We start from the raw sequence: 23,668 nt of genomic DNA, 5'->3' as shown, positions 1-23,668 counted from the left end.
CACCTGCTTGCGATGGATTGCCCAAAACACGGCATGAACTGCGAAAAAGCGGGTCCAGGCTCTTATTCGTCCTTGCCTTCCCCTCGCGCCTCGTCGTCCAGGCTGCGCAGCCAGGCCAGCTTGTCCGCGATCTTGGCCTCGATCCCGCGCGGCACCGGCTGGTACCAGCCGGGCTCGGGCATCCCGTCCGGCAGATAGGTCTCGCCGGCCGCATAGGCGTTCGGCTCGTCGTGAGCATAGCGGTAGGCGTGACCGTAGCCGAGTTCCTTCATCAGCTTGGTCGGCGCATTGCGCAGGTGGACCGGCACCTCGCGCGACTTGTCCTTCCTGACGAAGGCCATGGCGGCATTGAAGGCGTTGTAGCCGGCATTGCTCTTGGCGGCGATGGCGAGATAGATTACGGCCTGGCCCAGCGCCAGCTCGCCTTCGGGCGAGCCGAGGCGCTCGTAGGTCGCGGCGGCATCGTTGGCAAGCTGGATCGCGCGCGGGTCGGCAATGCCGATATCTTCCCAGGCCATGCGCACGATGCGGCGCGACAGGTACTTGGCGTCGGCGCCGCCGTCCAGCATGCGGCACAGCCAGTACAGGGCCGCGTCCGGATGCGAGCCGCGCACCGATTTATGCAGGGCCGATATCTGGTCGTAGAAATTGTCGCCGCCCTTGTCGAAGCGGCGCGCGTTCAGGGTCAGCGCGTTCTCGACGAACTCGCGCGTGATCCGGGTGACGCCGGCGGTGTCGGCCGAGGTCTTGGTCTGCTCGAGCAGGTTGAGAAAGCGGCGGGCGTCGCCGTCCGCGTAGCCGACCAGGGTATCGACCGCGACCTCGTCGAACTGCAGGTCCTGCAGCACCCGTTCCCGCGCGCGCTCGAGCAGCTGGCGCATCTCCTCGTCGTTGAGCGCCTTCAGCACATACACCTGGGAGCGCGACAGCAGCGCCGAATTCACCTCGAACGAAGGATTCTCCGTGGTGGCGCCGATCAGGGTCACCAGGCCGGATTCCACGAAGGGCAGCAAGGCGTCCTGCTGCGACTTGTTGAAGCGGTGGATCTCGTCGATGAAGAGGATGGTGTGCTTGCCGCCGGCCAGGAAGTGCTCGGCCTGTTCGATGGAGGCGCGGATGTCCTTCACACCCGACAGCACCGCCGACAGCGCAATGAATTCGCAGTCGAAGGCGTTCGCGGTCAGGCGCGCCAGGGTCGTCTTGCCAACGCCCGGCGGCCCCCACAGGATCATCGAGTGCGGGCGGCCCGACTGGAACACCAGGTTGAGCGGCTTGCCCGGCCCCAGCAGGTGGCTCTGGCCGATGACTTCGGCGATGGTCTTGGGGCGCAGGGCTTCGGCCAGCGGTGCTGCGGGTTCGTTTTTGAAAAGGTCGCGGTTGTCCATGCCGCCAGTGTAGCCGAAGGGCGTCACTTATATAATGTTCGCCATGGCAGAGCGAAAACCCGTACTCATCATGCAGGACACATGGCTGCGCTGGACCAAGGCCACGCGGGCCGCCGCCGACGCGCCGGCCCGGCTGGCGGTGCCGCGCGTGCACCTGCTGCCCCAGCTGGCCAACGAGGGTACGCTGCGGCACGAGGTGGCGGCCTTCGAGGAAAACGGCTTCGAACCGCTGCAGCGGGTCCGCGCCATCATGGACCCGGCCTGGGCCCAGGACCTGCCGATCCGGCCCGACAACGTGGCCGTGCGCCGGCGCGGCGACGGTTTCGAGGTCCGCCTCGGCCGCCCCTTCGAGAGCATGCTGACGACGGCCTGGCCCGGGCACCTGCCCGCGCCCCTGTTCACCGGCGCCGTCGGCGACGCGCTGCGGATCGACTGGAACGGGCGCTTCCGCTCGTCGATCGGCGGCTCGAACCGCTCTTATTTCTTCGAAGAGCACACGGTGTGGGTGGCGTTGCTGGACAGTCCGACGGACAAAGCCCTGCTCGCGCTCAGCCCGCGCAAGCACATCGACCTGCGCACGCAGATCTACTGAGCGGGTCTAGCGCAGCAGCACGCGGCCGTAGACCGTGTCGGTGCGCTGTCCCTTGATTTCCGGGTCGAAGCCGAAGCGGCAGCTTTCCACATACTTGATGAGCGCGTCGAAGGTCTGCGCCGGCAGATTGATGCCCTCGGTCTTGACACCGCGCGGCTGGCCCAGCGCGTCGACCAGCAGGCGCACCTTGACGCCGTCCGATCCGCTCGGCTTGTTGTCATAAGCCTGGAAGCCGGCAAAGCGGCCGCTGGCCGGACAGCTGCCCGGCACCAGGTGCGGACGGATGCTGTGTTCGCCGTCGAGGCTCCAGACGTACTGCACTGGCAGCGAAGCACCGCCGGCCCTCGCCGCCTGCCCGGGCGGGAAGTTGCAGGCCTGGAGAGTGCGGATCGCGGCACCGTCGAGCAGCGCCCAGCCGCTCGATTTGGCGACTTGCACCTCGCCCACGCCGCCGCCGGGCGCCAGCTTGAAGCGGAGCGTGGTGATGCCTTCGAGTTCGTAGCGGATCGCTTCGCGCGGGTATTGCGGGCCCGGACAGGACCTGGGCGGCCTGACGGTGGTGGGCGCCGGCGGCGCCTGGACCGCGGCGGACGCCGCCTGCACGGCGGCCGCGCATATGGCCGCCGCGGCCAGCGTCAGCGCGGCAGCGCCACGCTTCACTGGCTGACCACTTCGGCCCCTTTCGGAACCTCGAACCTGAACTGCTGGGCGCCGAGCGGCGGGTTGCGCTGGAAGCTGGTGAACTTCAGGACCGAGGTCTGGCCGAAGGAATCCTTCAGCTCCATCGCCTGCGGCACGCCGTCCTTCAGGCCGATGCCGATGCTTTCGAAGCTGGTGTCCTTGGCCTTCGGCGTGGCGGTCAGCCATTCGAGGCCGTCGCGCGAGCCTGCTTCGGCCAGGGTGAAGTTGTTTTCCAGGTCGTTACTGCCGAACAGGATCGCGGCCGGTGAACTGCCCAAGGCGTTGCCGAGCTTGCGGGTGGTGACCTGGTTCAGGTCCTTGTCGTAGACGTAGAGGGTGTCGCCGTCGGCCTGCAGCACCTGCTCGTAGGGCTTCTGGTAGGTCCAGATGAACTTGCCTGGACGGGCGAACACGAAAGTCCCGGTCGACGGCGGCGGGGCCTTTGCGCCCGGCTTGCTGCGGACCTGGATCTGGGTGAAATCGCCGCGGGCGGCCTTGGTGCCGGCGACGAAGGATTTGAACTGGTCGAGGGCGCCGGCGGAGGCGGAGGCGGCCAAGGCCAGGGCGCCGGCGGCCAGCAGGGTGTTCAGGGTGAGTTTCAGCTTCATGTTCATGCGCTTTTCCTTTTTATATGGTCATGAAGGCGGCATGCCGATGCGGGCAGCGGTTGAGCGCGTGGGCACGGGGTGCCCACGCGTTACATTCGCGCCGCGTTATTCGGCGCTGGTTGCCGGCACCAGAATGTCGCGGTTGCCGTTCGACTGCATCGGCGATACCAGCCCGCTCTGCTCCATCTGTTCGATCAGACGGGCCGCGCGGTTGTAGCCGATGCGCAGGTGGCGCTGCACCAGCGAGATCGAGGCCTTGCGGTTCTTCAGCACCACCTGCACGGCCTGGTCGTACAGGGCGTCGGATTCGCCGCCGCCCTCGCCCGCCGCCGCGCCGTCGGCACCGCCACCGCCCTCTTCGAGCGTGCCGCCTTCGAGGATGCCCTCAATGTAATTCGGTTCGCCAGTCGATTGCAGATGTTTTACAACTCGATGCACTTCGTCGTCCGAGACGAAGGCGCCGTGCACGCGGACCGGCAGGCCGGTCCCCGGCGGCATGTAGAGCATGTCGCCCATGCCCAGCAGGGTCTCGGCGCCCATCTGGTCGAGAATCGTGCGCGAGTCGATCTTGGACGAGACCTGGAAGGCGATACGGGTCGGGATGTTCGCCTTGATCAGGCCCGTGATCACGTCCACCGACGGCCGCTGGGTCGCAAGAATCAAGTGGATGCCGGCGGCGCGCGCCTTCTGCGCGATACGGGCGATCAGTTCCTCGACCTTCTTGCCGACCACCATCATCAGGTCGGCCAGCTCGTCGATGATGATGACGATGGTCGGCAGCTTCTCGAGCGGCTCGGGATTGTCCGGCACGATCGAGAACGGATTCGGGATGTGCTCTTCGCGCTTGGCCGCTTCCAGGATCTTGCTGTTGTAGCCGGCCAGGTTACGCACGCCCAGCTTGGACATCAGCTTGTAGCGGCGCTCCATCTCGTTCACCGCCCAGTTCAGCGCGTGGCCGGCCTGGCGCATGTCGGTGACGACCGGCGCCAGCAGGTGCGGGATGCCTTCGTAGACCGACATCTCCAGCATCTTCGGGTCGATCAGGATCAGGCGCACGTCGTCCGGATCGGACTTGTACAGCAGCGACAGGATGGTGGCGTTGATGCCGACCGACTTGCCGGAACCCGTGGTACCCGCCACCAGCAGGTGCGGCATCTTGGCCAGGTCGGCGATGACAGGCTTGCCGGCGATGTCCTTGCCCAGCGCGACCGTCAGCGCCGAGGCACTGTCGCCATAGACCTTGGAGCCGACGATCTCCGACAGGCGCACGATCTGGCGTTTCGGGTTCGGCAGCTCGAGCGCCATGTAGTTCTTGCCGGGGATGGTCTCGACCACGCGGATCGAGGTCAGCGACAGCGAACGCGCCAGGTCGCGCGCCAGGTTGACGATCTGGCTGCCCTTCACGCCCGTGGCCGGTTCGATCTCGTAGCGGGTCACGACCGGGCCCGGATAAGCGGCGACCACCTTGGCTTCGACGCCGAAGTCGGACAGCTTCTTCTCGATCAGGCGGCTGGTGAATTCCAGGGTCTCGACGGCCACGGTTTCCTGGGCCGGCGGCGCTTCGTCCAGCAGGCCGATCGGCGGCAGCGGCGAATCGCCCGGCATGCCCTGGAACAGGACGTTCTGCCTTTCCTTCTCGGCGCGCTCGGAACGCGGCACGCTGACCACCTGGGGTTCGATCTTGATCGGCGCCACGGCGGCGGCGGATGCCACGGCGGCGGCCGGTGCAGCAGGCGGCGGCGTGAACGCAGGTTCGCGCGCTGCGCGCGCGCGCGGGGTCACCACGCCGTCCTCGTCGATATCATCGTCCAGCATCGGCTCGGCGCGCGGCTCGATCTTGGCGTCCGGCTTCGGCTCCTTCGCGGCCTTCTCGCCTTTCGAGGAAACCCTGGACATCACCTTGGCCAGGAAGCCCGGCGCCGCGGCCTCGTCGCCCTCCTCCAGCTGCGGCTCGGCCTTCGCGGCCAGGGCCGGCGCGGCGTGCTTCTCGACGTACTTGGCGCGCTCGTTCACCACGACTTCGTCGCGGCGGCTGGCCGCAACCTCGCCGTGGCGGCGGTCTTCGCGGTCCTCGATGCGCAGGCGGAACCAGTCCACACAGGATTCGATCGCTTCGCCGATGCGCTCAGCGACGGCCAGCCACGACACCTGGAAATACCAGGAAAAGCCGAGGCCGAAGACCAGAAGCAGGAGCAGGGTCGCACCGGTCATGCCAAAGGCGGTGTACGCCGGGTGACCGATCACCTGGCCCAGCACGCCGCCGGGATCGCGCGGCAGCTCGACCTTCAGCCAGCGAATGCGCAAGTATTCAAGGCTGACGCTGCCCGCGAACATGAGGGCAAAGCCGACCCAGCGGATCACCGCCTCGCCCTGGTGCTCCGGCTCGGGCTCGGCGGCCTCGATCACGAAGCGGTTGTGCAGGCGCCGGTAGCCCTTCCACACGGCGCGCGCGAAGCAGACGCACAGCCACCAGGCGGAAAAGCCGAAGATGAAGAGCAGCAGGTCGGCCAGCCAGGCGCCGGCGCGGCCGCCCAGGTTGACCACGTGGGGCACGGCGGCCTCGTGCGACCAGCCCGGATCGGCCTTGTTATAGCTGAGCAGGATCAGGACGAAGTACAGCAGGGCCGCGGCCGTGGCCAGCCAGCGCGCTTCCGACAGCAGGCGCACCAGCCGGTTCGGCATCGGCTGCCGGGGCGGCGCAGGCTTGCGGGTATAGGTCGAAGTTGTCGATTGACTATTCTTGCTCATGCTGATTGAAACGGATGCTGCGAGGTAGTTTCCTCAAAGATCGACCATTCTAAGCGATATATTGCTGACAGGCCCCATGATTCATGCTTGGTTACATGATCGACTATAATGTCCGCCACACATGCACTTGATAAAGCGGCTTTCCAGCCCCAGTTTCCCTCCTCACCAATAAGACGAATTCCTGCAATGACCACTCGCAAACACGCCAAAGTCCTGATCCTCGGTTCCGGCCCCGCCGGCTATAGCGCCGCCGTCTACGCCGCGCGCGCCAACCTGAATCCGATGCTGGTGACCGGCGTCGAACAGGGTGGCCAGCTGATGACCACGACCGACGTCGAGAACTGGCCGGGCGATCCGCTGGGCGTCCAGGGCCCGGAACTGATGCAGCGCCTGCTGCAGCACGCCGAGCGTTTCAATACGGAGATCGTGTTCGACCATATCCACACGACCTTCTTGAACGAGAAGCCGATCCGCCTGGTGGGCGATTCGCACGAATTCACCTGCGACGCCCTGATCATCGCCACCGGCGCCTCGGCGCAGTACCTGGGCCTGCCGAGCGAGCAGGAGTTCATGGGCAAGGGCGTCTCCGCCTGCGCCACCTGCGACGGCTTCTTCTACCGTAACCAGGAAGTCGCGGTGATCGGCGGCGGCAATACCGCGGTCGAGGAAGCCCTGTACCTGTCCAACATCGCCAGCAAGGTCACCCTGATCCACCGCCGCGACAAGTTCCGCGCCGAGCCCATCCTGGTCGACCGCCTGATGCACAAGGTCGAGGAAGGCAAGATCGCGCTGGAACTGAACCAGACCCTGGACGAGGTGCTGGGCGACGCCAGCGGCGTGACCGGCCTGCGCCTGAAGTCGACCAGCGGCGACGCCACCAAGGACCTGACCGTGCACGGCCTGTTCGTGGCGATCGGCCACAAGCCGAACACCGGCATCTTCGACGGCCAGCTGGAAATGCACAACGGCTACATCAAGACCCGCAGCGGCACCGAAGGCATGGCCACCGCGACCAGCGTCGAAGGCGTGTTCGCGGCCGGCGACGTGCAGGACCATGTCTACCGCCAGGCGATTACCTCGTCGGGCACGGGTTGCATGGCGGCCCTGGATGCGCAGCGCTACCTGGAAGCTTTAGAGTAAACCAACTTGGGTCCCCGCCTTCGCGGGGACGACGGACACAATGGCGGGCTTGAAAGACTTCTCCGATCTCAAATCCCTGCGCGACCAGCTCAAGGACGATCAGCGCCAGCGCGCCATCGAAAAGGCCGTGCGCGAGCGGCGCGAACGCATCGAACGCGAACGCGCGGTCGAGTTCCGCGCGGCCGTGAAAGATGTCACGCCGATGCCGGAGTCGGACCGCTACGTCTGGCGCCCGGCCCAGGAAGCCGAACTGCGCGCCCTAAGCGCCGGCCAGCGTGCCCCGCAGTTCCGCACCGACGAGGAAGAAATCGCGGCGGTGCTGAAGGAATCGATGCTGTCCGACCAGTTCGACGTCGAGGGCCTGCTCGACGAAGACCCGACCCTCAGCTGGGCCGCGCCCGGTGTCGGCCCGGACGTCGTCAAGCGCCTGCGCAAGCGCCACTGGCAAGTGGAGGACGAACTCGACCTGCACGGCTACACGCGCGACCTGGCGCGGCGCATGGTCGATGCCTTCCTGCGCCGTTCGACCAAAAACGGTGTGCGCTGCGTGCGCATCATCCACGGCGTCGGCTACGGCTCGGCGGGCGGCGAGCCGGTCCTGCGCGGCATGGTCCACAGCTGGCTGGTGCAGACCGCGGAGACGGTCGCCTTCTGCGTGGCGAACCGCGCCGACGGCGGCAACGGCGCCTTGATCGTCCTCCTGCGCCCTGCCCTCGAACAGGACGAATGAACGCATTTGTTCAAATTTTTCGCCTAATCAACGCGAAATTCCTCTCACTGTCGTGTTTTGTTGAAAAGCACCGGACGTGCGCAGTGCGAAACCTGTAATATGCACACTAAGCAAAACCGTGTTGGTTCTTGCACGAGAAGGGGATGATGCGAATTGAAGTCCAGTACTCCAGTGCCGATGGGCAACCCGGCGCGTGTCGACCTGCTCAACTGTGCAGATGAACCGATCCACGTACCGGGTTCGATCCAGCCGCATGGAACGCTGATCTTCTTCACCACGGCCGGCGAACTCGAAGGCTGGAGCGCCAACGCCGCCGCCATGCTCGCCCTGCCGCTCGACGCCGGCCGCCCCTTTGGCGCGCTCGGCCTAGCCGGCGAAGTCACCGAGCTGATCCAGGAGTGCCTGGACAATATGAGCGAAGGCGAGACCGCGCCGATGTTCACGGCCATCGTGATCGAAGGCGCCGACTACGATTGCGTGGTGCATGGCTATGGCGGCCGCGTCATCGCCGAGTTCGAGGCGCGCGAAGTCGCCACCGATACCGTCGCCCAGTTCGCCATCAAGGCGCACAGCTCGATCGACCGCCTGCGCCGCCAGAAATCCGTCGACACCCTGCTCGAGACCGCCGTGCGCCAGGTGCGCGAGTTCACCGGCTTCGACCGCGTGATGGCCTACCGCTTCCGCAGCGACGACAGCGGCGACGTGGTGGCCGAGGCGCGCCGCGAGGACCTCACGCCCTTCCTCGGCCAGCGCTATCCGGCCGGCGACATCCCGCCCCAGGCGCGCCGCCTGTACGTGCTGAACACCCTGCGCATGATCGCCGACGTCGGCTACCACGCCGTGCCCCTGCTCGGCGCGCCGGGCGGTGCACCGCTGGACCTGAGCTTCGCGGTGCTGCGCAGCGTCTCGCCGATCCACATCGAATACCTGCAGAACATGGGCGTCGGCGCCTCGATGAGCGTGTCGATCGTCATCAACGGCCGCCTCTGGGGCCTGATCGCCTGCCACCACATGTCGGCCAAGCGCGTGCCCTACTCGATCCGGATGGCGGCCGACGTGCTGGCCCAGGTGATCGCCTCGACCGTGCAGAGCCTGGAATCGCGCGAGGAGTCGAGCCTGGTCGAACGCGCCGCCAAGGTGCGCACCAGCCTGGTCGAATCGCTGCTGCTGGAAGAAGATCCGCTGGAAGCCCTGATCGAGCACGCCGACGGCATGATGGAAGCGGCCAGCGCGCAGGCCATGATCGCCACCCAGTTCGGCCGCATCGTCTGCCGCGGCATCGACCAGTCCTGCGGCGAGACCATCGTCGCCGCGCTGCCGGACGACGTGCACGAACTGCTGGCGCGCGGATGCGTCGACGACTGGCCCGTGGAGGCGCGTAAGGGCCTGGGAAAGTGGGCCGGCATGCTCGGCCTGCCCTTCGACCCGCCCAGCCAGGGCTGGTGCCTGCTGCTGCGCCCGGAGCAGGTCGAGCAGGTGGCCTGGGGCGGCCGCCCGGACAAGAGCGACCAATTCGGGCCGATGGGCGAGCGCCTGACCCCGCGCGGCTCCTTCGACGCCTGGATCGAGACCGTGCGCGGCTGCGCCCATGCGTGGGAAGACGGGGTCATCACGCATGCGCGCATGACCCTGGGCGAACTGGCCCGGGTCTCGAACGCGCGCCGCGCGCAAACCGAAGCCACGCGCGCCCAGCTGCTGGCGATGCTGGGCCACGACCTGCGCGACCCGCTGCACTCGATTAACATGGCCGGCATGGTGCTGGAGAAGACCGACGCCGGCAGCAGCGACAAGAGCACCACCCTGGGCAAGCGCATCCAGTCGTCCAGCAACCGCATGCAGCGCATGATCGGCCAGGTGCTGGACATGAGCCGCATCGACCGCGGCCTGGCGCTGGGCGTGACCCTGGAGCCGGTGGACCTGGCGGCGCTGGTCGAGGACATGGTGGAAGAGGCGCGGCTGGCCTACCCGACCATCGTCTACGAGCTGCAGGTCGACTGCCCGGCCACCGTGATGGCCGACAGCGGCCGCCTGAGCCAGGTGCTGTCCAACCTGCTGAGCAATGCGCGCCACCACGGCGAGCCGAACCAGCCGATCGGGATCCGCCTGTGGCAGGAAGGCGGCGAAGCGCTGGTCTCGGTCGCCAACGCCGCCGCGCCGATCCCGAACGAGATCGAGTCCAGCCTGTTCAATCCCTTCAAGCGCAGCTCGCTGAACAACCCGCGCAACCGCACCGGCATGGGCCTGGGCCTCTATATCGCCCAGCAGATCGTGCGCGAGCACCAGGGCGAGATCGCTTACAGCCACGATGCCGGCGCCGGCGCCGGCGGCCGCGTGCTGTTCACCGTCAGGCTTCCTTTGGCCCAGCCGGCATAGCGCGCTTACACTGTCGGGCTCGGCATGTTAGTCTAGCAACATCGCCACTCGCCCACATTGCATGAGACTGGTCACCGTCATTGAAATCACCGCCGTCCTGGTCGGCGCGTTCTCGGGCTTCATCGAAGCGCGCCGCAAGCGCATGGACCTGGTGGGCGTGTTCACCGTCGCCTTCATCGCCGCATTCGGCGGCGGCACCCTGCGCGACATCCTGCTCGACAGGCGGCCGCTGTTCTGGGTCCAGCACCAGGAATACGCGATCCTGATCTTCGTGCTGGCGCTGGTGGCCTCGCCCTTGATGAAGACCTTGCGCCACATCGTCTCCGAACGCCTGATCGTGATCGCCGATGCCCTGGGTCTCGGCCTGTTTTCCGTCGCCGGCGTGTCCTCGGCACTGGAGGCCCACATGCCGATCTTCATTGCCTCAATGATGGGCGTGATCACCGGGATCTTCGGCGGGGTCCTGCGCGACATCGTCTGCAATGAAGTGCCGATGGTGTTCCGCGACGGCAAACCCTATGCGATCTGCGCCTTCCTCGGATGCTGGCTGTTCCTGCTGATGGGGATGTATGGCATTCCCAGGGAGTTCGCCCTGTGGTCGAGCGCCTTCTTCATCAGCGGCCTGCGCCTGCTGACCTGGCGCTTCAATGTGCAGGTGGGACGCTGATTTTCAGAGCACGGTTTCGAGATGCTCGACCAGGGTGTCGAGCGAGACCGGCTTGGGGAAGAACGCGACGCCATCCAGCATCGGCCCGACGTCGATCGGATTGGCCGAGATCATCACAGCCGGCAGGCCCGGCTGCATTGCGCGCAGGCGGCGCAGCAATTCGTCGCCGTTCATGCCCGGCATCTTGTAGTCGCTGATGACCAGATCGGGCAGGTCCGCCTGGAAGCTTTCCAGCGCCTGTTCCCCGCTATGGGCCACCGACACGCGGTAGCCCTTGATCGCCAGGTAGCGCTCGAAAACGTAGCCGACCGCCTCTTCGTCGTCGACTACCAATATGTGTTTTCCCGTCAACTCATCCACGCATCTGCCCGGCCTATGGCCTCGTGTAACATTTAAACAAGAAATGTAACATGAGGCCGATAGAAACGCCAAGCGTGTTCTAGACAGCGTCGGGACCGGTTTCCCCGGTACGGATACGGATCACCTGCTCGACTTCCTGCACGAAGATCTTGCCGTCGCCGATCTTGCCGGTGCGCGCGGCCTTGATGATGGCGTCCACCACCTGTTCCGTCATATTGTCGTCGACCACGACCTCGATTTTTACCTTCGGCAAAAAATCGACCACGTACTCGGCGCCGCGATACAGCTCGGTGTGACCCTTCTGGCGGCCGAAGCCTTTTACTTCGGTCACGGTCAGGCCGGTGACGTTCACTTCGGCCAGGGCCTCGCGCACTTCGTCCAGCTTGAAGGGTTTGATTACGCAGGTGATCTGTTTCATGGTTTTCTCCTAGTCGTTGGTTATGCCTGGTCCGGGATCTTCGCCAGCTGTTCCATCCACACCGTGGCTTCCGAATCGCTGGGCGCACGCCAGTCGCCGCGCGGCGAGAGGGAGCCGCCGTTGCCGACCTTCGGTCCGTTCGGCACGCAGGAACGCTTGAACTGGCTGGTCTTGAAGAAGCGCCACAAGAAGATGCCCAGGTTTTTCTTGATGGCCGCGAGGCCGTATTCGTTGCGCGCCGGGCTGCCGCCTTCCGGCCACGGACCCACGCTGCGGTCACGCCACGCGCTGTACGAGAGGAAGGCAACCTTGGTCGGCGCGAAGCCGTAGCGCAGCGTGTAGTAGAGATTGAAGTCTTGCAGCTCGTAGGGGCCGATGAAGTCTTCGGTCACCTGCGATGGCTTGCTGCCCTCGTCGCTGGCTTTACCGGGCACCAGTTCCGGGCTGATCTCCGTCTCCAGCACCTTGATCAGCACATCGGAGCCCGTATCCCCGATCTGGTGGGTATCGGCCACCCAGCGCACCAGGTGCGAGATCAGGGTCTTGGGCACGCTGGCGTTCACGTTGTAGTGCGACATGTGGTCGCCCACGCCATAGGTGCACCAGCCCAGCGCCAGCTCGGACAGGTCGCCGGTGCCGATTACGATCGCGTGATGGTGGTTCGCCAGCCGGAACAGGTGGGAGGTGCGCTCGCCCGCCTGCACGTTCTCGAAGGTGACGTCGTACTCTTCCTTGCCCTCGGCGTAAGGGTGGCCGAGGTCCTTCAGCATCTGGATGCAGCTGGGGCGGATGTCGATTTCGTGGGCGGTGGCGCCGACCACTTCCATCAGCTCGCGCGCCTGCCTGAGCGTGCGTTCGCTGGTGGCAAAGCCCGGCATCGTATAGGCGAGGATGTTGGTGCGCGGCAGGCCGAGGCGGTCCATGGCCTTGGCGCAGACCAGCAGCGCATGGGTCGAGTCCAGCCCGCCCGAGATGCCGATCACGACCCTCTGGTGGCCGGACGATTGCAGGCGCTGCAGCAGGGCCTGGACCTGGATGTTGTAGACCTCGGTGCAGCGCTCGTCGCGACGTTTGCCGTCCGCCGGCACGTAGGGGAAGCGCTCGATGGTGCGATCCAGCGGCAGGTCCTTGTGCAGCGGCAGTTCGAGGGCGAAGCGCGTCGTGCGGAATTTCTCGACCTCGCCGGCATGGCGGCGCACCGACTGCGCAAAGGTGGTCGTGTGCATGCGGTCGAGCGAGAGGCGCTCCAGGTCGACGTCGGCGAAGATCAGGTGCGACTCCTGCAGGAAGCGCTCGGACTGGGCCAGCAGGTCGCCCTTTTCGTAGATCAGCGACTGCCCGTCCCAGGACATGTCGGTGCTCGATTCGCCCAGGCCGGCCGAGGTGTACAGGTAGGCCGCCAGGCAGCGCGCCGACTGCTGGCTCACCAGCTGGTGCCGGTAGCCGCTCTTGCCCACCACCACGTTCGAGGCCGACAGGTTGACCAGCACCGTGGCGCCGGCCAGGGCCGCGAAGGAGGACGGCGGCACCGGCACCCAGACGTCTTCGCAGATCTCGACGTGGAAGCGGAATAGGGGGTTATTTTCTAATTCGAACAGCTGCTCCGGGCCGAAGGGCACGTCCTGGCCGAGCAGCGTAATACGGTCCACCGCTGCGTTGTCCGCCGCACTGAACTGCCGGCTTTCGTAAAATTCGCCATAATTGGGCAGGTAGCACTTCGGCACCACGCCCAGGATGCGGCCGCCGGCCACCACCACCGCGCAATTGAACAGCACATGGTTCACGCGCAGCGGCGCGCCGACGACCATGGCCAGCGGCAGGGTTTTCGAGGCCTCGACGACTTTGCCCAGGGCGTCGACGACGGCTTCGAGCAGCGCGCGCTGGTGGAACAGGTCGTCGCAGCTGTAGGCGGACAGGCCCAGTTCCGGAAAGGCGACCAGCACGGCGCCCTGATCGGCCGCTTCCTTCGCCAGGCGCAGCGTCTCCTGGACGTTGAAAGCGGGGTCGGCGACGCGGCAGCGCGGGCTGGCCACTGCAACGCGCGCAAAGTCGTGCGAGTACAGATTGAAGAATCGCTTGTCCATGTTCAGCTTTTCATTATTCGGAAGTCATCTTGAATTATCGCACGCATATCGCTTCCTCCTTGTCCGAGATCGGCCAAACGGCCTGGAACGCCCTGGTAGCCCGGCAGTCCAACGCCAACCCTTTCCTCTCCTACGCCTTCCTGCACGCCCTGCACGAATCCGGCAGCGCCAGCCCGGAGACCGGCTGGCAGCCGCAGTTCATCGTCCTGTATGAGGGCGACCAGCTCGCTGCCGCCCTGCCGCTCTACGTAAAGGGGCATTCCTACGGCGAATACGTGTTCGACTGGGCCTGGGCCGACGCCTACCAGCGCAACGGCCTCGAGTACTATCCGAAGCTGCTGAGCGCAATCCCCTTCACGCCGGTAACGGGTCCGCGCCTGATGGCGGTCGACGCTGCCGCGCGCGCCGCCCTGATCGAAGTCCTGCAGAGCGTCCAGCAGGCGTCCGACGTGTCCTCGACCCATCTCCTGTTCCCGCCCGAAGAAGAGGCCAGGCAGCTGGCCGAGGCGGGCTATCTGCTGCGGAGCGGCGTGCAGTTCCATTGGATGAACGCCGGCTACGCCTCGTTCGAGGCCTTCCTCGCCACGCTGGAACAGAAGAAGCGCAAGAACATCCGCGCCGAGCGGCGCAAGGTGCTCGAGGCCGGCATCACCATGCGCCGGGTGCGCGGCGTCGATGCCCTTGACGAGGACTGGCGCTTCTTCACGCGCTGCTACCGCCACACCTATGCAGAGCATTTTTCGAAGCCCTACCTGAACCTGGAATTCTTCCGGCGCATCGGACGCGAGATGCCGCGAAACCTCCTGCTGGTGCTGGCGGAGCGGGACGGCGAGCCGATCGCCGCCTCGCTGGTCGTGCACGACGAGACCACGCTCTACGGCCGCTACTGGGGCGCGCTCGAGCACGTGCCCTGCCTGCACTTCGAGACCGCCTACTACCAGCCGCTGGAATTCTGCATCGAGCAAAAGATCCAGGTGTTCGAGGGCGGCGCCCAGGGCGAGCACAAGATGGCGCGCGGCTTCCTGCCGACCCGGACCTGGTCGGCGCACTGGCTGAAGCACCCGAGCTTTGCGGATGCGGTGGAGCGCTTCCTGGAGCGGGAAAGCGGCGGGATCGACGAGTATATCGATGAGTTGAACGATCGTAATCCATTCAAGCCAAATACATTTGCACAAACATAACGTGGCGCGGCTCCTGGCCGCCTGGTGCTAAGCTTCACTACTCCTGGCAAACGCAAGGAGCAGCCATGAGGGACCCGGCACAGGAAGTGGTGGTGATCACCGGCGCCAGCGCGGGCATCGGCCGCGCCGCGGTGCGCGAATTCGCCCAGCATCACGCAAGAATTGCGCTGATCGCGCGCGAGCCCGATCGCCTGGAGGCGGCGCGGGCCGAAGCCGAGCGCCTCGGCTCGCCGCAAGCCATCGCCATCGTCGCCGATACCGCCGACCACGCCCAGGTCGAAGCCGCCGCGCAGCGCGCCGAGGCCGAGCTGGGGCCCATCGACATCTGGGTCAACAATGCGATGGTCACTATGTTCGCGCCCTTCGCCGACATCTCTCCCGAGGACTACCGCCGCGTCACCGACGTCACCTACCACGGCTTCGTGTGGGGCACGATGGCGGCGCTGAAGCGCATGCGGCCGCGCGGCCGCGGCACCATCCTGCAGGTCGGCTCCGCCCTCGCCTACCGCTCGATTCCGCTGCAGTCGCCCTATTGCGGCGCCAAGCATGCCATCAAAGGCTTCACGCAGTCGCTGCGCACCGAGCTCGAACACGAGCACAGCAAGGTCCACCTGGTGATCGTCGACATGCCGGGGGTGAACACGCCGCAGTTCGACTGGTGCAAGACCACGCTGACGCATCACCCGAAGCCGACCGGCACCTGCTACCAGCCGGAAGTCGCCGGCCGCGCCATCTGGTGGGCCGCGCATTCGAAGCGCGCCGAGATCTGCGTCGGCTACCCGACCCTGGGCGCGGTGCTGGCCGAGAAATTCGTCCCGCGCCTGCTCGACCGTTACCTGGCGCGCACCGGCATCGCCGGCCAGCAGAGCCTTGACCCCATCCCGGCCGACCGGCCCAACAACCTGTGGACGCCAGTGCCCGGCCCCTACGCGGCCCACGGCAGCTTCGACCGCGACGCCTGGACCGTCAGCCCGGAATTCTGGGCCGCGAAGCACCGCGGCTGGCTGTGGGCGGCGGCCGCCCTGGGCGCCGGCCTGTATGGCTTATCGAAAAGGAGAAGTGCATGAGCAAAACCGTCGGTGACTTTTTCGTCGAACGCCTGTACGACTGGGGCGTGCGCACCATCTTCGGCTACCCTGGCGACGGCATCAACGGCGTGCTGGGCGCCCTGCAGCGGGCCAAACACAAGATCGAATTCATCCAGGTGCGGCACGAGGAGATGGCGGCTTTCATGGCTTCGGCCCACGCCAAGGTCACCGGCGAGCCCGGGGTCTGCCTGTCGACCGGCGGCCCCGGTGCGGCCCACCTGGTGACCGGCCTGTACGACGCGAAGATGGACCACGTGCCGGTGCTGGCGATCTGCGGCCAGGCCCCGCGCACGGCGCGCGGCGCCCACTACCAGCAGGAGCTGAACCTGGAGCGCCTGTTCCAGGACGTGGCCGACTACGTGCACGAAGCCGCGGTGCCCTCGCAGGTGCGGCACCTGCTGGATCGCGCGATGCGCACGGTCATCGCCCGCAACGGCATCGGCGTGCTGGTGCTGCCCAACGACCTGCAGGACCTCCCGAATGAGGACCCGCCGCGCAAGCACGGCTCCATCCTGTCCGGCATCGGCTACAGCAAGCCGCGCGTGGTGCCGCAGGAGGTCGATCTGCGACGCGCGGCCGAGGTCCTGAACGCCGGCAAGAAGGTGGCGATCCTGGTCGGCGCCGGCGCCCTTCAGGCCACCGACGAAGTGATCGCCGTGGCCGACCGCCTGAATGCCGGCGCCGCCAAGGCTTTGCTGGGCAAGGCTGCCCTGCCCGACGACCTGCCCTGGGTGACCGGTTCGATCGGCATTCTCGGCACCAAGGCCAGCTGGGACCTGATGACCCACTGCGACACCCTGCTGATGATCGGCACCGGCTTCCCCTACGCGGAGTTCCTGCCCGAAGAAGGCAAGGCGCGCGCGGTGCAGATCGACATCGACCCGACCATGCTCAGCATCCGCTATCCGGCCGAGGTCAACCTGCACGGCGACAGCGCCGAGACCCTGCGCCTGCTGCTGCCGCTGCTGCAGCAGAAGGACGGCGACTGGCGCCGCCACGTCGAGGAGCAGGTCAAGGATTCCTGGCAGCTGCTCGAGAACCGCGCGCTGCAGCCGGCCAATCCGCTCAATCCCCAACGCGTGGCCTGGGAGCTGTCGCCGCAGCTGCCGGCGGACGCCATCGTCACCAGCGACTCGGGCTCCTGCGCCAACTGGTTTGCGCGCGATTTGCGGGTGCGGCGCGGCCAGATGTATTCGCTGTCCGGCGGCCTCGCTTCGATGGGCGCGGCGGTGCCGTATGCGATCGCCGCCAAGTTCGCGCATTCGGGCCGGCCCGTGATCGCCCTGGTCGGCGACGGCGCCATGCAGATGAATAACATGGCCGAGCTGATCACGGTGTCGAAGTACTGGCGCCTGTGGAAGGACCCAAGGTGGATCGTCTGCGTCTTCAACAACCAGGACCTGAACCAGGTGACATGGGAACAGCGCGTGATGGAAGGCGACCCGAAATTCGACGCCACCCAGCAGATCCCCGACGTGCCTTATCACCGCTTTGCGGAGCTGATCGGCCTGAAGGGCATCTACTGCGATAACCCGGAAGAAGTGGCGACCGCCTGGCGCGAGGCGTTCGCGGCGGACCGCCCGGTGGTCCTGGAATTCAAGACCGATCCGGAAGTGCCGCCGCTGCCCTCGCACATCACGCTGGAGCAGGCCAAGTCCTTCATGAGCACGATCGTAAAAGGCGATCCGAAGGAAGGCTCGATGCTGGCCGGCGTGGCGCGCCAGGTCTTGAGCGGGATCCTGCCCAAGGATAAATCGTGAACCCCGCGCCCGAAGCGGGGCCCAGTCCGGCGGCGCTGGCGCTGGGCGCCGCCGCGCTTGGACTGAGCCTGGCGGCGGTGCTGGCCACGCGATCACGTCCGCGCCCGGCGCCGCCGCTGCCTGCGCCATTCCAGCGCGAGGATGCAGATAACCGCGCCGCCGGCCAGCTCTACCTGTCCTCCGCCATGCTGGCCGCCTCGGTGCTGAGCGACAGCGCGCTCGAACACTACCGCGGCGGCTTCGAGAATCCCGGCATGTTCGCGCCGCTGGCCAGTGCCGCGCTCGCATTGGCCGGCGCCGCGCAGGCAGCGCGCCGGCCCGCGCGCGCAACCTCCCCGCTACCCTTTGGCGCTGCCTGCGCGGTGGGCGTGGCAGGCTTCGGCTTCCACATCTATAACGTGCTGCGCCGGCCCGGCGGCCTCTCCTGGGGCAACCTGTTCTATGCGGCGCCGCTGGGCGCGCCGGCGGCGCTGTCCCTGGCCGGCCTGCTGGGCCTGGCCGCGCGCGAGGTCGGACGCGGCGCGCCGACCCTGGCGCATCTGCCGCGCCGCCGCGCGCTGGGCCTGCTGACGGCCGCCGGCCTGGCCGGCACCAGCATGGAAGCGGCCCTGCTGCACTTCCGCGGCGCCTTCCACAACCCGGCGATGTGGCTGCCGGTGAGCCTGCCGCCCGTTGGCGCCGCCCTGCTGGCAGCGGAGACCGTAGGTCCGCGCGCCGCGCCCTCGCGACTCACGCGGGCCTGGCTGGCGGCCACCGCCCTGCTGGGCGTGGGCGGCACTGCCCTGCACGCGCGCGGCGTCGCACGCCAGATGGGCGGCTGGCGCAACTGGAGCCAGAACCTGCTGAGCGGCCCGCCGCTGCCGGCGCCGCCCAGCTTTTCCGCGCTGGCCCTGGCCGGGCGCGCCGCACTGGACCTCGGTCCGTCGCCACGGCGCGCACGGGAGGCCGCATGAAGTCCCATCATCCCGCGCGTTATCCGGGCTACGAGGTGCTGGCGAAATGGGACAGCCCCTCCTTCGACGACACCACCCGCAGCGTCCTGGCCCAGCGTCTGCATCGGGTTCCGCCGCGCCGCTTCCTCAGCGAAGCCGAGTGGGATTTGCTCGAAGCCGTCAACCGCCGCCTTCTGCCCCAACCCGACCGCGCGGAACCGATCCCGATCACGCCCTGGATCGACGCCATGCTGCACGAGAATCGCGGCGAAGGCTACCGCCATCCGGACATGCCGCCCTTGCGCGAATGCTGGCGCCTGGGCCTGGCCGCCCTCGCCGATGAAGCGCAGGTCCGCCATGGTCGCGGCTTCACCACGCTCGACGGCGCGGAACAGGACGCGCTGCTGCAGGCGCTGGCCGCGAACGAGGCGCGCTCACCGCAATGGCAAGCCGTGCACGCCGAGCGCTTTTTTACCCACTGGCTGCTGAAAGCCGCCGCCGGCATCTACTACGCGCATCCCTTGGCCTGGAACGAGATCGGCTTCGGCGGCCCGGCCAGCCCGCGCGGCTACGTGCGCCTCGGCTTCGACAGCCGCGATCCGTGGGAGGCAAAGGAAGCCCGCCGATGAACCGCCAGCCACGCACCGGACAAGGACGCGCACCCGACGTGTTCGCACGCGGCGGCTGGACGCCCATGCGCGAATACGGCGACGATGAAGCGGTCGACTTCGCCATCGTCGGCGCCGGCGCCGGCGGCGCCACCCTGGCCTGCAAGCTGGCCGAAGCCGGTTTCTCGGTGGTCGTGCTCGAAGCCGGGCCGTTCTGGCGCCCATTGGAGGACTTCGCCTCCGACGAGGAATCCCAGCAGCAGCTGTACTGGCTGGACGAGCGCCTCACCAGCGGCGACGACCCGATCGCCCTCGGCGGCAACAACTCCGGCTGGGGCGTGGGCGGCTCGACGGTCCACTTCAGCATGATCTCCTTGCGCTTCCGTCCCGAGTGGTTCCGCTCGCGCAGCCTGCTGGGCTACGGCGTCGACTGGCCGCTCAGCTACGAGGAGCTGGCGCCCTATTACGAAGAGGCCGAGCGCGCGCTGGCGATTGCCGGTCCGCTGCGCTATCCCTGGGGCCCGCCGCACCGCCGCTATCCCTACCACGAGCACGAGATGAACGCCGCCGGCCTGGTGCTGGCGCGCGGCGCGGAACGCATGGGCGTGAAATGGGCGCCGGTGCCGCTGGCCACCGTCTCCGCGCCGCGCGGCAAATCGCCGCCCTGCGTCTACCGCGGCTTCTGCAATTTCGGCTGCTCGACGAATGCCAAGCAGAGCGCGCTGGTGGTGTGGATTCCGCGCGCCCTGCGCGCCGGCGCCGAGGTGCGCGACCTCGCCATGGCCGGCCGTATCGAACTGGGCGAGGATGGCCTGGCCAGCGGCGTGCATTACGTCCGCGACGAGCGCTGGCGCTTCCAGCGCGCCCGCAACGTGGTGGTGGCCGGCTATGCGATCGAGACCCCGCGGCTGCTGCTGAACTCCGCCTGTCCGCGCTTCCCGCAAGGCCTGGCCAACAGTTCCGGCCTGGTCGGCACCCATCTGACCACCCACGCCGGCCCCGGCGTGTGGGCGCGCTTCGACGAGGAAATCCGCTGGAACAAGGGGCCGCCCAACATGGCCGTCTGCGAGCACTGGAACTACGCCGACGCCGGCAAGGATTTCGACGGCGGCTATGCCTTCATGAGCCAGGGCCCGCTGCCGCGCGCCTGGGCCCAGCTGGTCGCCACCTCGCGCGGGCTGTGGGGCATGCCGCTGCGCGAAGCCATGCGCGACTACAACCACATGAGCGGCCTGGTGGCGGTGGCCGAGACCGAGCCGCGCGCCTGCAACCGCGTCATGCTGGCCGAAGAACGCGACCGCCACGGCCTGCCAATCGCCCACGTCGCTTTCGGCTATTCAAGCAACGACCGCCGCATGCAGCAGCACGCGCTGGACTTCATGGGCCGCATGCTGGAAGCGGCCGGCGGCAAGGACCTGTGGACCAGCGAGGACACCAGCCACATCCTCGGCAGCTGCCGCATGGGCAATCGTCCTGATAACAGCGTGGTCGACGCCGACGGCCGCAGCTGGGACGTGCGCAACCTGTGGATCTGCGACGGCTCGCTGTTCCCGACCTGCGGCGGCGTCAATCCTTCCCTCACGATCCAGGCCCTGGCCTGCCGCATCGGCGACCGTATCCGGACCCTGGCCGCACGCGGAGAACTATGAAATGAGCAAAATCGCCAGCATCTTCGACCTCGAGACCCTGGCCCGTGAACGCCTGCCAGCGGTGCTTTTCGACTACATCCACGGCGGCAGCGAGCAGCAGCTGACGGTGCAGCGCAACCTCGACGACATGCGCGCCCTCGCGCTGCGCCAGCACAGCCTGCGCAACGTGGCCAGCCGCGACACTGTCGTCAGCATGGCCGGCGACCCGGCTCGCATCCCGCTGGCCATCGGGCCGACCGGCCTGGCCGGCCTGATGTGGCCGAACGGCGAGTGCGAGGCGGCGCGTGCGGCGGCCGACTACGGCGTGCCCTACTGCCTGTCGACCTGCTCGATCAACTCGATCGAGGACGTGGCCGAGGCCACAGGAAAACCCTTCTGGTTCCAGCTCTATCTCATGAAGGACAAGAAGGTCAACGAGAGCCTGATCCGCCGCGCCGAGCAGGCCGGCTGTTCGGCGCTGGTGCTGACCATCGACCTGCACACCCAGGGCAAGCGCTGGGCCGACGAGAAGGAAGGACTGGGGGTGCCGCCGCGGCTCACGCCGAAGAACGTGCTGGACATGCTGACCCACCCGCGCTGGCTGGCCGGCATGACGGGCAGCAAGCGCCACACCTTCGGCAACCTCGAACACGAGATCGAGGAAGGCGGTTCGGTGGGCTCGCTGTCGAAATGGATCGAGGCCCAGTTCGACCCGACCTTCGACCTCGACACCGTGCGCTGGGTGCGCAGGCAGTGGCCGCGCAAGCTGATCCTGAAAGGCGTGATGCATCCGGACGACGCGCGCAGTGCCCTCGATATCGGCGCCGACGCCATCATCGTTTCCAACCATGGCGGCCGCCAGCTGGACAGCGCACCGTCTTCGATCTCGGTGCTGCCGCAGATTGCCGAGGCGGTCGGCGGCCGCATCGAGATCCTGTTCGACGGCGGTATCCGCACCGGCGGCGACATCGTCAAGGCGCTGGGCCTGGGCGCTTCAGCATGCCTGAGCGGGCGCGCCTGCCTGTACGGACTGGCGGCGAAGGGCCGCGACGGCGTGCATTGCGCCCTGACCCTGTTCGAGCAGGAGCTGCAGGACTGCATGATGCTGACCGGCCTGTCCAGCGTGGCCGAAGTGCCGCCCGGCGTGGTCACCGCACAGCCACCGCTCGGGGGCCGCCGATGATCCCATTCATGTTCGCCAGCGGGGTCGAGAACAGCAATCCGACCATTGCCCATGGCCGCATCCGCCGCGACCAGATGGCCGAATGCGGCCACTACGACCACTGGCAGCGCGACTTCGAACTGGCCCGCCGGCTCGGCATCCGCTTCTTGCGCTACGGCGTGCCGCTGCACCGCAGCTGGCTGGGTCCCGGGCGCTACGACTGGGACTTTGCCGACCGGGCCTTCGGTGAGCTGCGGCGGCTCGGTATCGAGCCGATCACCGACCTGTGCCACTTCGGCGTGCCGGACTGGGTCGGCAATTTCCAGAATCCGGATTTCCCGGCGCTGTTCGCGGTTTATGCGGCCGATTTTGCACGCCGTTATCCATGGGTGCGCCTGTACACGCCGGTCAACGAGATGTACGTGTGCGCACGCTTTTCGGCCCTCTACGGCTTGTGGAACGAACAGCTGTCCGGCGAGCGCGCCTATGTCACGGCCTTGAAACACCTGGTCAAGGCCAACCTGCTGGCCATGCACGCGATCCGCGGCCGGCAAGCCGATGCGGTCTTCATCCAGAGCGAATCCAGCGAATACTTCCACGCCACCGCCCCCGAGGCGGAGACCATCGCCGAAACGCGCAACCTGCGGCGCTTCCTTTCGCTCGACCTGAATTACGGACGCACGCTGGAACCTGACTTGCGCAGCTTTGTGCTGGACAACGGGATGCTGGAGGACGAGCTGCGCTTCTTCGAAACGCATGCCCTGCACGAGCACTGCATCCTCGGCACCGACTACTACCGCTCCAACGAACACCACGTGGATACGGACGGCAGCATGCGGCCGGTGGACGAGCTGCTGGGCTATGCCCTTATCGCCAGGGAATACGCGGAGCGCTACCGCCTGCCGCTGATGCACACCGAAACCAACCGCGACGACGGTCCGGACGGCGAAGCCTGCGCCTGGCTGGCGAAGCAATGGGCGCTGGTGCGGGGCCTGAAGCGGGCCGGCGTTGCCGTCACCGGTTTCACCTGGTACTCGCTCACCGACCAGGTGGACTGGAACATCGAGCTGCGCGAACAGCGCGGCGTGGTCAATCCGCGCGGCCTGTTCGACCTGGAGCGCAGGATACGGCCGGTCGGGGAAGCCTACGCAAAGCTGATCGCGGACTGGAACGGCAAGCTCGGCGCCGTCTAATTACTCATGCGCGCCGAGGCGCGGCGCCACCGTCGACGGCTGCTGCCACGGCGCCGGCGCTTCGGTGCGGGTGGCATAGTCGGCGCCCGACAGCAGGAACAGCAGCGCCATGGTCAGCAGGCCAGCCAGCGCCGTCATGCGCAGCAGCGGATGGCCGGCGCGCAGGCGCATGAAGACGACGGCCACCAGCAGCGCCTTCACGGTCGCCACCGCCAGGCCGATCGCGGTATTGATCCAGCCCAGCGGGATCCAGGCCGTGCCCGCGCTCAGCGCCAGCAGGGCCAGCAGCGCCAGCCAGGTCAGTACGATGGGGCGAGTGCCGCGTTCCAT

The 23,668-nt window shown here is 67.2% G+C and carries 21 protein-coding genes; 13 read left to right on the top strand and 8 right to left on the bottom strand.

The genetic code is table 11. The features are described from left to right. Window positions 1-62 precede the first annotated feature (62 nt). The gene (locus tag LQV39_RS16265) at window positions 63-1,385 is read right to left on the bottom strand and encodes a replication-associated recombination protein A (protein WP_230027283.1); all 1,323 of its coding nucleotides are present in this window, start codon (window positions 1,383-1,385) and stop codon (window positions 63-65) included. A gap of 70 nt (window positions 1,386-1,455) precedes the next feature. Here LQV39_RS16265 and LQV39_RS16260 point away from each other — a divergent pair, with 70 nt between their 5' ends. Then, on the top strand, window positions 1,456-1,977 hold the full coding sequence (locus LQV39_RS16260; RefSeq protein WP_230027177.1) for a hypothetical protein: 522 nt from the start codon (window positions 1,456-1,458) through the stop codon (window positions 1,975-1,977). Between the two features lie 6 nt (window positions 1,978-1,983). Here the strand turns inward: LQV39_RS16260 and LQV39_RS16255 are convergent, their stop codons facing one another. The 3 genes from LQV39_RS16255 to LQV39_RS16245 all read right to left on the bottom strand — a co-directional run bounded on the left by LQV39_RS16255 (window position 1,984) and on the right by LQV39_RS16245 (window position 6,014). Further along, window positions 1,984-2,637, bottom strand: coding sequence for an energy transducer TonB (locus LQV39_RS16255; RefSeq protein ID WP_230027176.1), 654 nt, complete (start codon window positions 2,635-2,637; stop codon window positions 1,984-1,986). Beyond that, window positions 2,634-3,272 (bottom strand): outer membrane lipoprotein chaperone LolA, encoded by a 639-nt coding sequence (lolA, locus tag LQV39_RS16250; RefSeq protein WP_230027175.1) that lies wholly within the window; start codon window positions 3,270-3,272, stop codon window positions 2,634-2,636. Before lolA ends, LQV39_RS16255 begins: the two co-directional genes overlap by 4 nt. A gap of 99 nt (window positions 3,273-3,371) precedes the next feature. Continuing rightward, window positions 3,372-6,014 carry a DNA translocase FtsK gene (locus tag LQV39_RS16245; RefSeq protein ID WP_230027174.1) on the bottom strand — a complete coding sequence of 881 codons (2,643 nt, stop codon included), beginning with the start codon at window positions 6,012-6,014 and terminating at the stop codon, window positions 3,372-3,374. Between the two features lie 186 nt (window positions 6,015-6,200). Here LQV39_RS16245 and trxB point away from each other — a divergent pair, with 186 nt between their 5' ends. From trxB to LQV39_RS16225, 4 genes are all read left to right on the top strand, one after another. Further along, window positions 6,201-7,154, top strand: coding sequence for a thioredoxin-disulfide reductase (trxB, locus tag LQV39_RS16240; RefSeq protein ID WP_230027173.1), 954 nt, complete (start codon window positions 6,201-6,203; stop codon window positions 7,152-7,154). 40 nt (window positions 7,155-7,194) lie between these two features. Continuing rightward, window positions 7,195-7,884, top strand: a complete 690-nt coding sequence (locus LQV39_RS16235) for a Smr/MutS family protein (RefSeq protein ID WP_230027172.1) — start codon at window positions 7,195-7,197, stop codon at window positions 7,882-7,884. A gap of 153 nt (window positions 7,885-8,037) precedes the next feature. Beyond that, the gene (locus LQV39_RS16230; protein WP_230027171.1) at window positions 8,038-10,257 is read left to right on the top strand and encodes an ATP-binding protein; all 2,220 of its coding nucleotides are present in this window, start codon (window positions 8,038-8,040) and stop codon (window positions 10,255-10,257) included. A 61-nt stretch (window positions 10,258-10,318) separates the two neighbouring features. After that, entirely contained in the window at window positions 10,319-10,924 is a 606-nt protein-coding gene (locus LQV39_RS16225; RefSeq protein WP_230027170.1) for a trimeric intracellular cation channel family protein, read from the top strand. Window positions 10,925-10,927: 3 nt separating this feature from the next. Here LQV39_RS16225 and LQV39_RS16220 read toward each other — a convergent pair whose 3' ends face one another. From LQV39_RS16220 to LQV39_RS16210, 3 genes are all read right to left on the bottom strand, one after another. Next, window positions 10,928-11,257, bottom strand: coding sequence for a response regulator (locus LQV39_RS16220; RefSeq protein ID WP_230027169.1), 330 nt, complete (start codon window positions 11,255-11,257; stop codon window positions 10,928-10,930). Between the two features lie 106 nt (window positions 11,258-11,363). After that, window positions 11,364-11,702, bottom strand: coding sequence for a P-II family nitrogen regulator (locus LQV39_RS16215; RefSeq protein WP_230027168.1), 339 nt, complete (start codon window positions 11,700-11,702; stop codon window positions 11,364-11,366). A 20-nt stretch (window positions 11,703-11,722) separates the two neighbouring features. Next, complete coding sequence (locus LQV39_RS16210) at window positions 11,723-13,786, bottom strand: NAD(+) synthase (RefSeq protein ID WP_230027167.1); 2,064 nt, start codon at window positions 13,784-13,786, stop codon at window positions 11,723-11,725. 29 nt (window positions 13,787-13,815) lie between these two features. Between LQV39_RS16210 and LQV39_RS16205 the strand changes: the two genes are divergently transcribed. The 8 genes from LQV39_RS16205 (at window position 13,816) to LQV39_RS16170 (ending at window position 23,338) form a co-directional block, all read left to right on the top strand. Beyond that, complete coding sequence (locus LQV39_RS16205) at window positions 13,816-14,967, top strand: GNAT family N-acetyltransferase (RefSeq protein ID WP_230027166.1); 1,152 nt, start codon at window positions 13,816-13,818, stop codon at window positions 14,965-14,967. 65 nt (window positions 14,968-15,032) lie between these two features. Beyond that, window positions 15,033-16,034 carry an SDR family oxidoreductase gene (locus LQV39_RS16200; RefSeq protein ID WP_230027165.1) on the top strand — a complete coding sequence of 334 codons (1,002 nt, stop codon included), beginning with the start codon at window positions 15,033-15,035 and terminating at the stop codon, window positions 16,032-16,034. Then, the gene (locus tag LQV39_RS16195) at window positions 16,031-17,815 is read left to right on the top strand and encodes a thiamine pyrophosphate-requiring protein (protein WP_230027164.1); all 1,785 of its coding nucleotides are present in this window, start codon (window positions 16,031-16,033) and stop codon (window positions 17,813-17,815) included. Before LQV39_RS16200 ends, LQV39_RS16195 begins: the two co-directional genes overlap by 4 nt. Window positions 17,816-18,000: 185 nt before the next feature. Further along, window positions 18,001-18,768, top strand: a complete 768-nt coding sequence (locus LQV39_RS16190; RefSeq protein WP_230027282.1) for a hypothetical protein — start codon at window positions 18,001-18,003, stop codon at window positions 18,766-18,768. Next, window positions 18,765-19,376, top strand: coding sequence for a gluconate 2-dehydrogenase subunit 3 family protein (locus tag LQV39_RS16185; RefSeq protein ID WP_230027163.1), 612 nt, complete (start codon window positions 18,765-18,767; stop codon window positions 19,374-19,376). Before LQV39_RS16190 ends, LQV39_RS16185 begins: the two co-directional genes overlap by 4 nt. Continuing rightward, window positions 19,373-21,004, top strand: a complete 1,632-nt coding sequence (locus tag LQV39_RS16180; protein ID WP_230027162.1) for a GMC family oxidoreductase — start codon at window positions 19,373-19,375, stop codon at window positions 21,002-21,004. The genes LQV39_RS16185 and LQV39_RS16180 overlap by 4 nt, the downstream gene beginning before the upstream one ends. Window position 21,005: 1 nt before the next feature. Then, on the top strand, window positions 21,006-22,166 hold the full coding sequence (locus tag LQV39_RS16175) for an alpha-hydroxy acid oxidase (protein ID WP_230027161.1): 1,161 nt from the start codon (window positions 21,006-21,008) through the stop codon (window positions 22,164-22,166). Beyond that, on the top strand, window positions 22,163-23,338 hold the full coding sequence (locus tag LQV39_RS16170; RefSeq protein WP_230027160.1) for a family 1 glycosylhydrolase: 1,176 nt from the start codon (window positions 22,163-22,165) through the stop codon (window positions 23,336-23,338). Before LQV39_RS16175 ends, LQV39_RS16170 begins: the two co-directional genes overlap by 4 nt. Here the strand turns inward: LQV39_RS16170 and LQV39_RS16165 are convergent, their stop codons facing one another. Beyond that, entirely contained in the window at window positions 23,339-23,668 is a 330-nt protein-coding gene (locus tag LQV39_RS16165; RefSeq protein ID WP_230027159.1) for a cytochrome C oxidase subunit IV family protein, read from the bottom strand. It lies immediately after the preceding gene.

The sequence above is a fragment of the Massilia sp. Bi118 genome, from assembly GCF_918697865.1.
In the GTDB taxonomy this organism is placed as follows: Bacteria; Pseudomonadota; Gammaproteobacteria; order Burkholderiales; family Burkholderiaceae_D; genus Telluria.
The sequence above is the reverse complement of the archived record's forward strand: the minus strand, read 5'-3'. Positions and strand labels throughout refer to the sequence as shown.

What these genes read in the sequence shown, in the direction of transcription:
- lolA (WP_230027175.1), bottom strand. Translation starts at nt 3,272, where the DNA reads ATGAACATGAAGCTGAAACTCACCCTGAACACCCTGCTGGCCGCCGGC.
- LQV39_RS16195 (WP_230027164.1), top strand. Translation starts at nt 16,031, where the DNA reads ATGAGCAAAACCGTCGGTGACTTTTTCGTCGAACGCCTGTACGACTGG.
- LQV39_RS16180 (WP_230027162.1), top strand. Translation starts at nt 19,373, where the DNA reads ATGAACCGCCAGCCACGCACCGGACAAGGACGCGCACCCGACGTGTTC.
- LQV39_RS16185 (WP_230027163.1), top strand. Translation starts at nt 18,765, where the DNA reads ATGAAGTCCCATCATCCCGCGCGTTATCCGGGCTACGAGGTGCTGGCG.
- LQV39_RS16265 (WP_230027283.1), bottom strand. Translation starts at nt 1,385, where the DNA reads ATGGACAACCGCGACCTTTTCAAAAACGAACCCGCAGCACCGCTGGCC.
- trxB (WP_230027173.1), top strand. Translation starts at nt 6,201, where the DNA reads ATGACCACTCGCAAACACGCCAAAGTCCTGATCCTCGGTTCCGGCCCC.
- LQV39_RS16175 (WP_230027161.1), top strand. Translation starts at nt 21,006, where the DNA reads ATGAGCAAAATCGCCAGCATCTTCGACCTCGAGACCCTGGCCCGTGAA.
- LQV39_RS16225 (WP_230027170.1), top strand. Translation starts at nt 10,319, where the DNA reads ATGAGACTGGTCACCGTCATTGAAATCACCGCCGTCCTGGTCGGCGCG.
- LQV39_RS16235 (WP_230027172.1), top strand. Translation starts at nt 7,195, where the DNA reads ATGGCGGGCTTGAAAGACTTCTCCGATCTCAAATCCCTGCGCGACCAG.
- LQV39_RS16245 (WP_230027174.1), bottom strand. Translation starts at nt 6,014, where the DNA reads ATGAGCAAGAATAGTCAATCGACAACTTCGACCTATACCCGCAAGCCT.
- LQV39_RS16215 (WP_230027168.1), bottom strand. Translation starts at nt 11,702, where the DNA reads ATGAAACAGATCACCTGCGTAATCAAACCCTTCAAGCTGGACGAAGTG.
- LQV39_RS16200 (WP_230027165.1), top strand. Translation starts at nt 15,033, where the DNA reads ATGAGGGACCCGGCACAGGAAGTGGTGGTGATCACCGGCGCCAGCGCG.
- LQV39_RS16260 (WP_230027177.1), top strand. Translation starts at nt 1,456, where the DNA reads ATGCAGGACACATGGCTGCGCTGGACCAAGGCCACGCGGGCCGCCGCC.
- LQV39_RS16165 (WP_230027159.1), bottom strand. Translation starts at nt 23,668, where the DNA reads ATGGAACGCGGCACTCGCCCCATCGTACTGACCTGGCTGGCGCTGCTG.
- LQV39_RS16170 (WP_230027160.1), top strand. Translation starts at nt 22,163, where the DNA reads ATGATCCCATTCATGTTCGCCAGCGGGGTCGAGAACAGCAATCCGACC.
- LQV39_RS16210 (WP_230027167.1), bottom strand. Translation starts at nt 13,786, where the DNA reads ATGGACAAGCGATTCTTCAATCTGTACTCGCACGACTTTGCGCGCGTT.
- LQV39_RS16190 (WP_230027282.1), top strand. Translation starts at nt 18,001, where the DNA reads ATGCTGGCCGCCTCGGTGCTGAGCGACAGCGCGCTCGAACACTACCGC.